This is a genomic window from Pseudomonas sp. R2-60-08W (genome assembly GCF_003852335.1).
Classification (GTDB): Bacteria; Pseudomonadota; Gammaproteobacteria; order Pseudomonadales; family Pseudomonadaceae; genus Aquipseudomonas.
This window is the reverse complement of record NZ_CP027731.1, coordinates 1,004,273-1,016,799: the sequence shown is the minus strand read 5'-3', so window position 1 is coordinate 1,016,799 and position 12,527 is coordinate 1,004,273. Positions and strand designations below refer to the sequence as shown.

Annotated in this window: 16 protein-coding genes; 10 read left to right on the top strand and 6 right to left on the bottom strand. The window is 59.3% G+C overall.

Features of this window, described 5'->3' with window-relative positions:
* Nucleotides 1-126 precede the first annotated feature (126 nt).
* The 10 genes from C4J90_RS04485 (at nt 127) to C4J90_RS04440 (ending at nt 7,148) form a co-directional block, all read left to right on the top strand.
* Nucleotides 127-1,101 (top strand): KpsF/GutQ family sugar-phosphate isomerase, encoded by a 975-nt coding sequence (locus C4J90_RS04485; protein WP_124419300.1) that lies wholly within the window; start codon nt 127-129, stop codon nt 1,099-1,101.
* Complete coding sequence (locus tag C4J90_RS04480) at nt 1,102-1,626, top strand: HAD family hydrolase (protein ID WP_124361316.1); 525 nt, start codon at nt 1,102-1,104, stop codon at nt 1,624-1,626.
* Between the two features lie 8 nt (nt 1,627-1,634).
* Complete coding sequence (gene lptC / locus C4J90_RS04475) at nt 1,635-2,207, top strand: LPS export ABC transporter periplasmic protein LptC (RefSeq protein WP_124361315.1); 573 nt, start codon at nt 1,635-1,637, stop codon at nt 2,205-2,207.
* A complete protein-coding gene (gene lptA, locus C4J90_RS04470) occupies nt 2,194-2,727 on the top strand; it encodes a lipopolysaccharide transport periplasmic protein LptA (protein WP_043050759.1) in 534 nt (177 codons plus the stop codon). The genes lptC and lptA overlap by 14 nt, the downstream gene beginning before the upstream one ends.
* Nucleotides 2,727-3,452 carry an LPS export ABC transporter ATP-binding protein gene (gene lptB / locus C4J90_RS04465; protein ID WP_003171806.1) on the top strand — a complete coding sequence of 242 codons (726 nt, stop codon included), beginning with the start codon at nt 2,727-2,729 and terminating at the stop codon, nt 3,450-3,452. Before lptA ends, lptB begins: the two co-directional genes overlap by 1 nt.
* A 196-nt stretch (nt 3,453-3,648) precedes the next feature.
* Nucleotides 3,649-5,142 (top strand): RNA polymerase factor sigma-54, encoded by a 1,494-nt coding sequence (locus C4J90_RS04460; protein ID WP_057724573.1) that lies wholly within the window; start codon nt 3,649-3,651, stop codon nt 5,140-5,142.
* A gap of 76 nt (nt 5,143-5,218) precedes the next feature.
* The gene (hpf, locus tag C4J90_RS04455) at nt 5,219-5,524 is read left to right on the top strand and encodes a ribosome hibernation-promoting factor, HPF/YfiA family (protein ID WP_057724572.1); all 306 of its coding nucleotides are present in this window, start codon (nt 5,219-5,221) and stop codon (nt 5,522-5,524) included.
* A gap of 10 nt (nt 5,525-5,534) precedes the next feature.
* Nucleotides 5,535-5,999: a PTS IIA-like nitrogen regulatory protein PtsN gene (ptsN, locus tag C4J90_RS04450; RefSeq protein WP_124361314.1), complete on the top strand. Its 465-nt coding sequence runs from the start codon at nt 5,535-5,537 to the stop codon at nt 5,997-5,999.
* A 2-nt stretch (nt 6,000-6,001) separates the two neighbouring features.
* On the top strand, nt 6,002-6,859 hold the full coding sequence (gene rapZ / locus C4J90_RS04445) for an RNase adapter RapZ (RefSeq protein WP_124419299.1): 858 nt from the start codon (nt 6,002-6,004) through the stop codon (nt 6,857-6,859).
* Nucleotides 6,860-6,875: 16 nt separating this feature from the next.
* Nucleotides 6,876-7,148 carry an HPr family phosphocarrier protein gene (locus C4J90_RS04440; protein ID WP_124361312.1) on the top strand — a complete coding sequence of 91 codons (273 nt, stop codon included), beginning with the start codon at nt 6,876-6,878 and terminating at the stop codon, nt 7,146-7,148.
* Nucleotides 7,149-7,173: 25 nt separating this feature from the next.
* On the opposite strand, the gene C4J90_RS04435 is transcribed toward C4J90_RS04440, so the two are convergent.
* The 6 genes from C4J90_RS04435 to pmbA all read right to left on the bottom strand — a co-directional run bounded on the left by C4J90_RS04435 (nt 7,174) and on the right by pmbA (nt 12,426).
* Nucleotides 7,174-8,067 carry a ZIP family metal transporter gene (locus C4J90_RS04435; RefSeq protein ID WP_124361311.1) on the bottom strand — a complete coding sequence of 298 codons (894 nt, stop codon included), beginning with the start codon at nt 8,065-8,067 and terminating at the stop codon, nt 7,174-7,176.
* Between the two features lie 32 nt (nt 8,068-8,099).
* A complete protein-coding gene (locus tag C4J90_RS04430; protein WP_124369664.1) occupies nt 8,100-8,711 on the bottom strand; it encodes a superoxide dismutase in 612 nt (203 codons plus the stop codon).
* 1 nt (nt 8,712) lies between these two features.
* Entirely contained in the window at nt 8,713-9,141 is a 429-nt protein-coding gene (locus C4J90_RS04425; protein ID WP_124361309.1) for a hypothetical protein, read from the bottom strand.
* A gap of 27 nt (nt 9,142-9,168) precedes the next feature.
* A complete protein-coding gene (locus C4J90_RS04420; protein ID WP_124409055.1) occupies nt 9,169-10,545 on the bottom strand; it encodes a lyase family protein in 1,377 nt (458 codons plus the stop codon).
* On the bottom strand, nt 10,538-10,933 hold the full coding sequence (locus tag C4J90_RS04415) for a FagA protein (RefSeq protein ID WP_124361307.1): 396 nt from the start codon (nt 10,931-10,933) through the stop codon (nt 10,538-10,540). Before C4J90_RS04415 ends, C4J90_RS04420 begins: the two co-directional genes overlap by 8 nt.
* A gap of 146 nt (nt 10,934-11,079) precedes the next feature.
* Complete coding sequence (gene pmbA, locus C4J90_RS04410; RefSeq protein ID WP_124361306.1) at nt 11,080-12,426, bottom strand: metalloprotease PmbA; 1,347 nt, start codon at nt 12,424-12,426, stop codon at nt 11,080-11,082.
* Nucleotides 12,427-12,527 lie beyond the last annotated feature (101 nt).

Sequence of the window (12,527 nt, the reverse complement as noted above, 5' to 3'; positions counted from 1 at the left end):
GTTGCCGGCGATGTTATTCAGACGAATCCTGGAGACGCTCAGAATAAAGCCTGACGAACTTATGTGAGCGAATCGATCATTACCGCTATAATCGCCGACTTTTCGTCAGGCTATACGACTTCAGACATGAGCCAATCCAGCGACCTCATCCAATCCGCACAACGCACCATCCGCCTCGAGCTGGAAGCCGTAGAAGGTTTGCTGGCGCATATCGACGCAGATTTCGTACGCGCCTGCGAGATGATTCTGGCCAGCAAAGGCCGCGTTGTCGTGGTTGGCATGGGTAAGTCCGGCCACGTCGGCAACAAGATCGCCGCTACGCTGGCCAGCACCGGAACCACAGCGTTCTTCGTGCACCCGGCCGAAGCCAGCCATGGTGATATGGGCATGATTACCAAGGATGACGTGATTCTGGCATTGTCCAACTCCGGCACCACCAACGAAATCGTCACCCTGCTGCCGCTGATCAAGCGCCTGGGCATCAAGATGATCAGCGTCACCGGCAACCCGGAATCGACACTGGCCAAGGCCGCCGAAGTGAACTTGAACGTTCATGTCGCCCATGAAGCCTGCCCGCTGAACCTGGCGCCCACCTCGTCGACGACTGCGGCACTGGTCATGGGCGACGCGCTGGCGGTGGCGCTGCTTGAGGCTCGCGGGTTCACCGCTGAAGATTTCGCGTTTTCGCACCCCGGCGGCGCCCTGGGCCGCCGCTTGCTGTTGAAAGTGGAAAACGTCATGCATGCGGGCGATGAACTGCCCCACGTGCAACGCGGCACCTTGCTCAAGGACGCGCTGATGGAAATGACCCGCAAGGGCCTGGGCATGACCGTAATTCTGGAAGCCGACGGCCGACTGGCCGGCGTGTTCACCGACGGTGATCTGCGGCGCACCCTGGACCGGGCCATCGACATCCATACCGCAACCATCGATGCTGTGATGACGCCCCACGGCAAGACCGCGCGCGCCGAGATGCTGGCAGCCGAAGCCCTGAAGATCATGGAAGACCACAAGATCGGCGCGCTGGTGGTGGTCGATGACCACGACCACCCTATCGGCGCCCTGAACATGCACGACTTGTTGCGTGCAGGAGTGATGTAAATGACCAGCGACCTGTTGCAACGCGGTAAAAACATCAAGTTGGCGATATTCGACGTCGATGGCGTGCTGACCGATGGCCGCCTGTACTTTCTCGAAGACGGCAGCGAATTCAAGACGTTCAACACGCTCGACGGCCAGGGCATCAAGATGTTGATGGCGGCAGGCGTGCAAACAGCGATTATCAGCGGTCGAAAGACCCCCGTTGTGGAACGTCGCGCACAAAACCTCGGGATTCCTCACCTGTATCAAGGCCGCGAGGATAAACTGGTGGTGCTGGACGAGCTTCTTGGCCAACTCAACCTAAGCTATGAACAAGTCGCCTATCTGGGTGACGATCTGCCTGACCTGCCGGTGATCCGTCGGGTAGGCCTGGGCATGGCCGTCGCCAATGCCGCAGCGTTTGTGCGTGAACACGCCCATGGCATTACCGCCGCCCGCGGTGGCGAAGGTGCCGCCCGCGAGTTCTGCGAGTTGATCCTGCGTGCCCAGGGCAGTCTTGAAGCGGCCCACGCCGCCTACTTATAGAGCGTTATATGCTGAGCAAAAAGATTCGCAACTTCCTGCTATTCGGAGCCATCGCCGCGCTGTTGCTCGCGGTGGGCTACTGGAATATCAGCCCGGAGCGCTTTCTCGACAAGCCTGTCGTGCAGGTTGATGAAAGTGTCATCGACAACTTCGCCACCAACACCCATACCGTGCAGTTCCTGCCCGATGGCAAGGTGCAGTACGAGTTGGTCTCCGACAAGGTCGAGCGCTTGAAAGCCTCGGAAGTCAGCCTGCTGACCAACCCGGACTTGAACATGTACCGTGGCACCGAACTGCCGTGGCACGTCACCAGCCTGCGTGGCGAGGTCAATCCGGACGGCACCGAAATCGAACTGATCGACTCGGTGCGCGTCGCACGTACAGACGCGCAGAACCGCGACACCATCATTACCAGCAGTCGCATGACGGTATTCCCACAACAGCAATATGCGCAGACCGAGCAAGACGTTAGAATCGACGGCGCTGGCGGTGTATCGACCGGCAAGGGAATGAAAGCGTATTTGAAAGAAAGCAGGATACACCTGCTATCGAACGTAAGAGGACAGTATGAGGCTCGTTAAAACCCTCCCTATTTTGCTCGGTCTGGGCGCAGCACTGGGAAGCGTGAGCGCCTGGGCTCTGCCGAACGATAGCCAGCAACCGATCCACATCTCGGCTGACGATGCGCAGCTGGATGACAAGCAAGGCGTCGCGACCTACACCGGTGGCGTGATCATCACCCAGGGCTCGATGAAGATCACCGGTAATACGGTGACACTGACTCGCACCCAGGCTGGCGATATCGACGTCGTGACCTCGGTGGGCAACCTGGCTTACTTCGAGCAGAAGCAAAAGGCAGAAGACCCAGGGCCGATGAAAGGCTATGGCAAGACTATCCAGTACCATGCCCAGCAAAATCGCATCGTATTGATCGACCAGGCCAAGGTGCTGAGTGCCGACGGTAACTCCACCGAAGGCGAGAAGATCGTCTACAACACCCAGACCCAGGTCGCCCAGGCGGGTCGCGCCAATGGCAACAAGGTCACCGCGCCTCGCCCACGGATCGACATGGTCATCCAGCCGAAGAAGAAGGCCGAGTAATGGCAACCCTGAAAGCCCAGCATCTGGCCAAGGCCTATAAAAGCCGCCAGGTGGTACGCGATGTGAGCCTGTCGATCGACAGCGGCCAGATTGTCGGCCTGCTTGGCCCCAACGGTGCCGGCAAGACCACGTGCTTCTACATGATCGTCGGGCTGGTCCAGGCGGACCAGGGGCGTGTATTAATCGACGACCTGGACGTCAGCCATCAGCCGATGCACGGCCGTGCGCGCGCAGGTATCGGCTATCTTCCGCAGGAGGCGTCGATCTTCCGCAAACTGTCGGTAGCCGACAACATCATGGCAATCCTCGAGACCCGCAAGGAACTCGACCGCGACGGCCGCCGCAAGGAACTGGAAAGCCTGTTGCAGGAATTCCACATCAACCACATTCGCGACAATCTCGGCATGAGCTTGTCCGGTGGTGAGCGTCGCCGCGTGGAGATCGCCCGCGCCCTGGCAACCGCCCCCAAATTCATTCTGCTGGACGAACCGTTCGCTGGCGTTGATCCGATTTCGGTGGGCGATATCAAGCAGATCATCCATCACCTCAAGGCCAAGGGCATTGGTGTGCTGATCACCGACCACAACGTCCGTGAGACCCTCGATATATGCGAAACCGCTTATATCGTCAACGACGGGCAATTGATTGCCGAAGGTGATTCAGCGACGATCCTGGCCAACGAACTGGTGAAGGAAGTTTATCTGGGTCACGAGTTCCGCCTGTAAACACGGTGATATCGGGCCCTTTGCGAGAGCGCGAGCGAGTCAATAAAAACCTCAGCTTTTTTCTCAGCTTTTTTATTGTTACCGCGCTCTAGGCAAAGGCCCCGATATCAGGCATATAATTTGCTTATGTTTGGCGCTCACGCGCCCTGTCGTGGATGGCGCATTGCGCCGGCGAATAAGGTGTTAAGCCCCTGCCATGAAACCATCGCTAGTCCTGAGAATGGGCCAGCAGCTGACGATGACACCGCAGCTGCAACAGGCCATCCGCCTGCTCCAATTGTCGACCCTGGACCTGCAACAGGAAATCCAGGAGGCCCTGGAGTCCAATCCGATGCTCGAACGCCAGGAAGAAGGCGACGACTTCGACAATACCGACCCCTTGGCAGACAATATCGAGCAAAAGCCCAATCCCGATGTACAGGAACCGTCCTATCAGGAAACCGCCCCTACGGTGGACAACCTCGAGGACGGCGAATGGAACGAACGCATTCCCAACGAGCTTCCGGTGGACACCGCATGGGAAGACGTCTACCAGACCAGCGCCAGCAGCCTGCCCAGCAATGACGACGACGAATGGGACTTCACCACCCGTACGTCGGTCGGCGAGAGCCTGCAGAGCCACTTGCTGTGGCAACTGAACCTGGCGCCGATGTCCGACACCGATCGCTTGATCGCCGTCACCCTGATCGACTGCATCAATAACCAGGGTTATCTGGACGAAACGCTCGAAGAAATTCTTGAAGCCTTCGACCCGGAGCTGGATATCGAGCTGGACGAGATCGAAGCCGTCCTGCACCGTATCCAGCAATTCGAGCCCGCCGGCATTGGCGCCCGTACGCTCAGCGAGTGCTTGTTGCTGCAACTGCGCCAGCTACCGGCCAAGACCCCCTGGCTCGCTGAAGCCAAGCGCCTGGTCAGCGACTACATCGACCTGCTCGGCAGCCGCGACTACAGCCAGCTGATGCGTCGCATGAAGCTCAAGGAAGACGAGCTGCGCCAGGTTATCGAGCTGGTTCAGAGCCTCAACCCTCGCCCGGGCTCGCAGATCGAGTCCAGCGAAGCCGAATATGTCGTGCCTGATGTGATCGTGCGCAAAGACAACGAGCGCTGGCTGGTGGAACTGAACCAGGAGTCGGTGCCACGTCTGCGGGTCAACCCGCAATACGCCGGCTTCGTGCGCCGCGCCGATACCAGCGCCGACAACACCTTCATGCGCAACCAGCTGCAGGAAGCACGCTGGTTCATCAAGAGCCTGCAAAGCCGCAACGAAACCCTGATGAAAGTGGCCACCCAGATTGTCGAGCACCAACGCGGCTTCCTGGAATATGGCGACGAGGCGATGAAGCCACTGGTACTGCACGACATCGCTGAAGCGGTCGGCATGCACGAATCGACGATTTCACGGGTGACCACGCAAAAATTCATGCATACCCCACGGGGTATTTATGAGCTGAAATACTTTTTCTCCAGCCATGTAAGCACCTCCGAAGGCGGCGAATGCTCCTCCACGGCGATCCGCGCGATCATCAAAAAACTGGTTGCCGCGGAAAATCAGAAAAAGCCGTTGAGTGACAGCAAGATCGCTGGTTTACTGGAGGCACAAGGCATTCAGGTCGCCCGTCGAACCGTCGCCAAGTACCGCGAGTCTCTCGGGATCGCGCCTTCCAGCGAGCGAAAGCGTTTGATGTGACGGGCGGGGCACAGCGTTCCAGTGGCAGGCGCTTTTCGCCTGCCGCTTTATGCACTGGCAACGAAGGAGAAGCTGTATGCAAGTCAACATCAGTGGACACCATGTAGAAGTCACCCCACCCATGCGCGAATACGTCGAACAGAAGCTGAAAAAGCTTGAAGGACATTTCGACAAGATCACCAACGTGCAGGTCATCATGAAGGTCGATAAGCTTCAGCAGAAAATTGAAGCGACCCTGCAGATACCCGGTGGCGAAGTGGTTGCTAACGCCGAGCATGAAGACATGTATGCATCGATCGACTTGCTCACCGACAAGCTTGACCGCCAACTCAAAAAGCATAAGGAAAAGAATCTGCACCTGATGCAAGGTACAGGTCGTTAACTCTCCCCCCATGATCCGACTTGAAACCATCCTGACCCCCGGCCGTTCCCTCGTGAACGTGCCGGGCGGCAGCAAGAAAAAAGCCCTCGAACAAATTGCCAACCTGATCAGCAGCCAAGTGCCTGACCTGGAGATGCAAGATGTCTTCGAGGCTCTGATCGCCCGTGAAAAACTTGGCTCGACCGGTTTTGGCAACGGCATCGCCATCCCCCACTGCCGCCTCAAAGGCTGCACAACACCGGTCAGCGCCCTGCTGCACCTGGATCACCCCATCGATTTCGATGCCATCGACGGCGCTCCGGTCGACCTGCTGTTCGTTCTGCTGGTCCCACAAGCTGCCACCGATGCGCACCTGGAACTGCTCCGGCAGATCGCCAGCATGCTCGACCGCAAGGAAGTACGCGAAAAACTGCGCAGTGCCAAGAGTAATGAGGCGTTGTATCAGGTCGTCCTGGATGAGCAAAGCGGGCAATAATCATGCGTTTGATCATCGTCAGCGGCCGTTCCGGCTCGGGCAAGAGCACTGCCCTCAATGTGCTTGAAGACAGCGGCTTCTACTGCATCGACAACCTGCCCGCCGGGCTGCTGCCGGAATTGGCCGAGCGCGCCTTGATCCACACCGAACTGGCGCAACCGCTGGTCGCCGTGTCGATCGACGCCCGCAACCTGCCCAGCCATCTCTCGCGCTTCCCCGAACTGCTTGAGGAAGTGCGCGCCAAGCATATTCATTGCGACGTGCTGTACCTGGATGCCGACGAAGAAACCCTGCTCAAGCGTTTCTCCGAAACCCGTCGACGCCATCCGCTCAGCAGCGCCAACCGCTCCCTGGCGGAAGCCATCCAGGACGAGACCAAGCTGCTGGGGCCGATCATCGATCTGGCCGACCTCAAGATCAACACCACCAACCTGAACCTGTACCAGCTGCGCGATGCGATCAAACTGCGATTGCTGAACCAGCCGGAGCCTGGCACAGCGTTTCTGGTCGAGTCATTTGGTTTCAAGCGTGGCATGCCGGTGGATGCCGACTTGGTGTTCGACGTGCGTTGCCTGCCCAATCCTTATTGGAAACCGGAATTGCGCGATCAGTCCGGGCTCGATCAGCCCGTGATCGACTATCTGGCGGCACAAGCGGATGTGGAAGAGATGTTCCAGGACATCTCCACCTACCTGCTCAAATGGCTGCCGCGCTTTGCCGCGAGCAATCGCGCCTATGTCACCATTGCCATTGGCTGCACCGGTGGCCACCACCGCTCCGTCTACCTGACGGAACGGCTCGGCCAGGCGCTGCAACAAACCCTCAAGAATGTCCAGGTTCGCCACCGCGACCTTAGCTGAAAGGAACACCACTGCGATGCCGGCTCGGGAAATTGAAATCATCAACAAGCTGGGTTTGCACGCCCGGGCTTCAGCCAAGTTTGTCGGCGTTGCCGGGCAGTTCCCCTGCCAGATCCGCGCCGGGCGCACGCCGGAAACGATGGTCGACGGTAAAAGCATCATGGCGATGATGATGCTTGCCGCAGGCAAAGGCACCAAGATCCATCTGGAAACCCAAGGCGAACAAGAGCAGGAAGCCATGGACGCGCTGGTGAAGCTGATCAATAACTACTTTGATGAAGGCGAATAACCGCCTTGCGCTGTAGGAGCAAGCTTCAACCCAACGCCGTATCCATCATCATCATCAAGCAGAACCCGATGCACAACCCCAGGCTGGCGAGCTTATCGTGACCGTTTCGGCGTGACTCGGGGATGACCTCATGGGTCACCACCAGCAGCATCGCGCCAGCAGCCAGCGCCAGCCCCAGGGGCAACAGCACTTCGGCAAGGCTCACCAACCACGCGCACAGCACTGCAAATACCGGTTCGACCAAACCGGACGCAGCGCCGATCAGGAACGCCTTGATCCGCGACATCCCCGCCCCAGCCAATACCAGCGCAATCACCAGGCCTTCCGGCACGTCCTGCAGGGCAATGCCCATGGCGAGGCTGTCGGCATCCGCCATGCCGCCACCCGCAGAAACTCCTACAGCCATGCCTTCCGGGATGTTGTGGGCAATGATGGCAAACACGAAGAGCCAGATGCGCGGCGGAATAACCGGCTTATCCGGCGTGCCCACCAACATTTCCGGGCTGGCGCCGGACACCTTGCGGTCTACCAGATACAGCCCGAATGCACCCAGCATGATGCCGAAGCTGATCAAGCCAGCCGCACCCCACGGCGAGAGCCCCAGGCTTTCAGCGGCGGCAATGCCGGGCACGACCAGCGAAAAGGCGGTCGCCGCCAGCATTACCCCTGCTCCAAACCCCAGCAAGGTATCGCTCAACGCCGCTGGCATTCGGCGAATCACCAGCACCGGCACCGCGCCCAACGCGGTACCGAGTGCGCAGATCGCTCCGCCCTGCAAGGCGCGCAAGATGCGCGGCTCCAAGTCGAGCCAAGCCAGCCCATGGGCCACCAATAATGCCGTACCGACTAATACAAGCAGGGAGCCAAACGCGTAGCGAAATAATCGCACGCTGCTAATCGCCAGTGTTTCAGTGCCCATAGTCGGCCTTAGATCTTGTTATAGGGTGACTATCAGGCCAAAGCGGCCTGGTAGCGCGCGGCGACCTCGGGCCAGTTAATGACGCTATAGAATGCATTGATATACTCCGGTCGTCGGTTTTGATACAGCAGGTAATAAGCGTGCTCCCAAACGTCCAAACCGAGGATCGGCGTGTTGCCGCTCATCAGCGGGCTGTCCTGGTTGCCGCTGCTTTCCACCACCAAGGTCTTCTGCGGGGTGACACTCAACCAGGCCCAGCCGCTGCCGAAACGGGTCAACGCCGCTTTGGTAAAGGCCTCCTTGAAACTGTCGAAGCCCCCCAGTTGCTCGTCGATCGCCTTGCCCAGTTCCCCCTCAGGCTTTCCGCCACCTGTGGGCGACATGACCGCCCAGAACAGCGAGTGGTTGGCATGCCCACCTCCTTGGTTGACCACGGCAGCGCGTAATTGCTCCGGTAATTTTTCGACGCTGGAAACCAGCTTCTCCACCGGCCAGCCAGCGAACTCGGTGCCTTCGACGGCGGCATTAAGGTTATTGATGTAGGTTTGGTGATGCTTGGTGTAGTGAATCTCCATGGTTTGCGCATCGATATGGGGTTCGAGGGCGTCGTAGGCGTAAGGCAAAGCCGGCAGGGTATAGGTCATATCAATGTGCTCCATAGTGAGAGGGGGTCGGTTGCGACGCGGCACCGCCCAGCAAGCGATGGGTGCGCGGGTACTCGCCGTGATCGCTGATGAAATTCAACAGTTCGACATAGGTTTTGCTGCTCTGGCGCAACGCGGCCTCGCGCAACTGCGGACTGAGGCGTGGGTCCTGCATGGTCTGCAGCAGGCGCTGGTGAATGGCGCAGAGGTATTCCGCGCTTTCTTCAGGCTGGTTCAGGCGCAGGTGCAGGTCTGCCAGGTTGTGATGGGAAATGACGCAAGCCGCCACGGCTTCATCGGCGTCCGCCCAGCGTTCGAACAACACTTGGGCCAGGGCCAGGGCTTGCAAATAGGCCTCGCGTGCGTCCACCAGCTCGCCCGCCATAAAACAGCGATTGGCCCGTTCGATCGTGCGTTTCCAGTGCTCCATGGTGAGCCTCCAAAACAGGGTCGGTGATTACACGCCGCCCGCCGTAAGCTTTTCCGGGTCCAGCAGGACTTCCAGTTGGCTGCGCGGCAAGTCGGTGTGTTCGAGGGCGACATCGATCACCGGACGACCCTGCTGATAAGCCTGCTTGGCGATTTCAGCGGCCTTTTGGTAACCAATGATCGGATTGAGGGCGGTGACCAGGATCGGGTTGCGCGACAACGCCTCCTTGAGTTTGGCTTCGTTGACCTTGAAGCTGGCAATGGCCTTGTCCGCCAGCAAACGGCTGGCGTTGGCCAGCAACTCCAGGCTACTGAGCAGGTTCTGGGCGATGATCGGCAGCATCACGTTCAGCTCGAAGTTGCCCGATTGGCCGGCGACGGTGATCACCGTATCGTTGCCGATGACCTGGGCAGCCACCATGGCCGTGGCTTCCGGGATTACCGGATTGACCTTGCCCGGCATGATCGACGACCCCGGCTGCAGACCTTCCAGCTCGATTTCGCCGAGGCCGGCCAACGGGCCGGAGTTCATCCAGCGCAGGTCATTGGCGATCTTCATCAGCGATACAGCGGTGGCTTTCAACTGGCCGGAGACGGCGACGGCGGTGTCCTGGGAGCCAATCAACGCAAACAGGTTCTTGCCCGGCGTGAACGTCACCTGGGTCAGGTGGCTCAGGTGCTGGCTGAAACGTGCGGCAAACTCCGGGTGTGCGTTGATGCCGGTGCCTACCGCCGTGCCACCCTGGGCCAGCGCTTGCAGCGCCGGCAGCAGGTCTTGCAGGTGGCCGACATTGGCCTTGAGCTGCTGCGCCCAGCCATTGAGCACCTGGCTCATGCGCACCGGCATGGCATCCATCAAGTGGGTACGACCGGTCTTGATAAACGGGTGGACCGCTTCGGCCTTTTGCTCGATCACCTGCACCAGGTGCAGCAAGGCCGGCAGTGTTTGCTCGTGCAGCACCAGCGCGGCGCTGACATGAATGGTGGTCGGGATGATATCGTTGCTGCTTTGTCCGCAGTTGACGTGGTCATTGGGGTTTACCACCTCACCCAGCAACCGGCTGGCCAGGGTCGCAATCACTTCGTTGGCATTCATGTTGGAGCTGGTGCCGGAGCCGGTCTGGAAGATATCCACCGGGAAATGCTGCATGTAGTCGCCTTCCAGCAAGCCTTGGGCAGCATCGACAATGGCCTTGCCCTGCCCTTCGCTGATTTGCTTGAGGTCGACGTTGGCCCTGGCGGCAGCGGCCTTGGCCAGGATAAGCGCGCGAATGAACTGCGCGGGCATACGCTGATGGCTGATCGGAAAGTTGTTCACCGCGCGCTGGGTTTGCGCACCGTACAAGGCCTCGGCGGGGACTTGCAGTTCGCCCATGCTGTCGCGTTCGATACGGGTGTTACTCATCATCAGATCCTTGCACCAAGTCGGCGTGAGAGAGGGATGGCAGCAATTGGCATGTCGCCAATTGCCAGGCGAAGGCCTGCCAGCGCTTGAGGCGGCAGGCACAGTGGGAGAGTTTTTCCAGGTCTCGCAGGGGGCGCCAGGCCTGGTCCAGACACGAGGAGCGCCAATGCCAGGGCAGCGCGATATCGTTGGCGGTGTCGATGAGCAATCGAAATGACGTTTCGGCGATCGTCCATGGGTGGGTCGCGGTGCAACACGCCAGGTAGCGTCCCTCATTGAGGTAATGTTCGATCAGGCGAGGCTCATTGGGGTCGAGCCCACAGCGAATCTGACGACTCATCCACCGCCAACTTTCCAGGTACGGGTCCTCACGCAAGACAGAACTCATGATCCACACTCATTCAGTAATGATATTGATTATTAAATGATATTAAGAATCAAAACAAGAACAGCAGATTAATCCTTTCTGCCAGCGGCACAAAAAAAGGCGCGCCATCATCGATATGGCGCGCCTTTTTGCTGAAACGTTGCAGGTCAGCTACCGGCGACTGTCATCCGCTCGATCAACACCGAGCCCGTGCGGATATTGCTGCGCAATTCCAGGTCGTTACCCACGGCCACGATCTGCTTGAACATATCGCGCATGTTGCCGGCGATCGTCACTTCCTGGACGGCGAACTGAATCTCACCGTTTTCCACCCAGAACCCCGCCGCGCCACGGGAATAGTCACCCGTCACCATGTTCAGCCCTTGGCCCATCAATTCGGTCACCAGCAGGCCGCGCCCCATGCGACGCAACAGAGCCGCCTGGTCTTCATCGCCATGGGTCACGAACAGGTTGTGAACCCCGCCGGAGTTGGCGGTGCTTGGCAGGCCAAGCTTGCGTCCAGCGTAGGTGCCCAATATATAAGACACCAACTCGCCCTTCTCAACGAACGGCTTGGCATACGTGGCCAGGCCGTCGCCGTCGAACGAGGCGCTGCCCATAGCGCGCATCAGGTGCGGGCGCTCATCGATGGTCAACCACTCCGGGAACAGCTTCTGGCCGATCGCGCCTTCGAGGAATGAAGATTTGCGATACAGGTTGCCGCCGGAAATCGCTCCGAGAAAACTACCGAACAGACCACCGGCCAACTCTGCGGAAAACAGTACCGGCACTTCGCACGTGGGCACCGGGCGTGCGCCCAAACGACTGGCTGCACGCTGCGCCGCACGCTGGCCAATGCTTACCGGGTCGGCCAGCAACTCGCCTTGACGGTTGACGTCGTACCAGTAATCACGCTGCATCTGGCCGTCGGCTTCGGCGATCATGACGCAACTCAGGCTGTGACGCGTGGACGCATAGCCGCCGATAAAACCGTGGCTGTTACCGTAGACACGGCAGCCCTGATGCGTACTCAGGGTGGTGCCGTCGGCGTTCTTGATACGCGCATCGGCGTCGAATGCCGCGGCTTCGCAGGTCAGCGCCTGTTCGATGGCTTGCTCAGGCGTGATATCCCAGGCGTGGAACAGGTCGAAATCCTGCAGGTCCTTGGCCATCAGCGCTTTGTCGGCCAAGCCTGAGCTTTCATCCTCAGAGGTGTGCTTGGCGATTGCCAACGCGGCGGCAACGGTCTCGCGGATCGCCTCCGGGCCACTGGCCGAGGTACTGGCCGAACCTTTGCGCTGGCCCACATACAAGGTAATCCCAAACCCTTGGTCGCGATTGAATTCTACGGTCTCCACTTCCCGCTGACGCACCGAAGTCGACAGTCCCTGCTCCAGTGACACCGCTACCTCACAGGCGCTGGCCCCCTGGCGCTTGGCTTCGGCAAGAATCTGCTCGACTTGTTCCTGCAGTGCCGGTAACGCTTGCGGACCGACGCTTTGGGCTGCACTCATGGTTTTCTCCACTCAAATTCTGCTCTCGGTTAAGGCCATCGAGCGACCGGGCCGGACAAGCGGCCCCCGACTGGTTATCATGGCGGCGTTTCTTTGCGGAC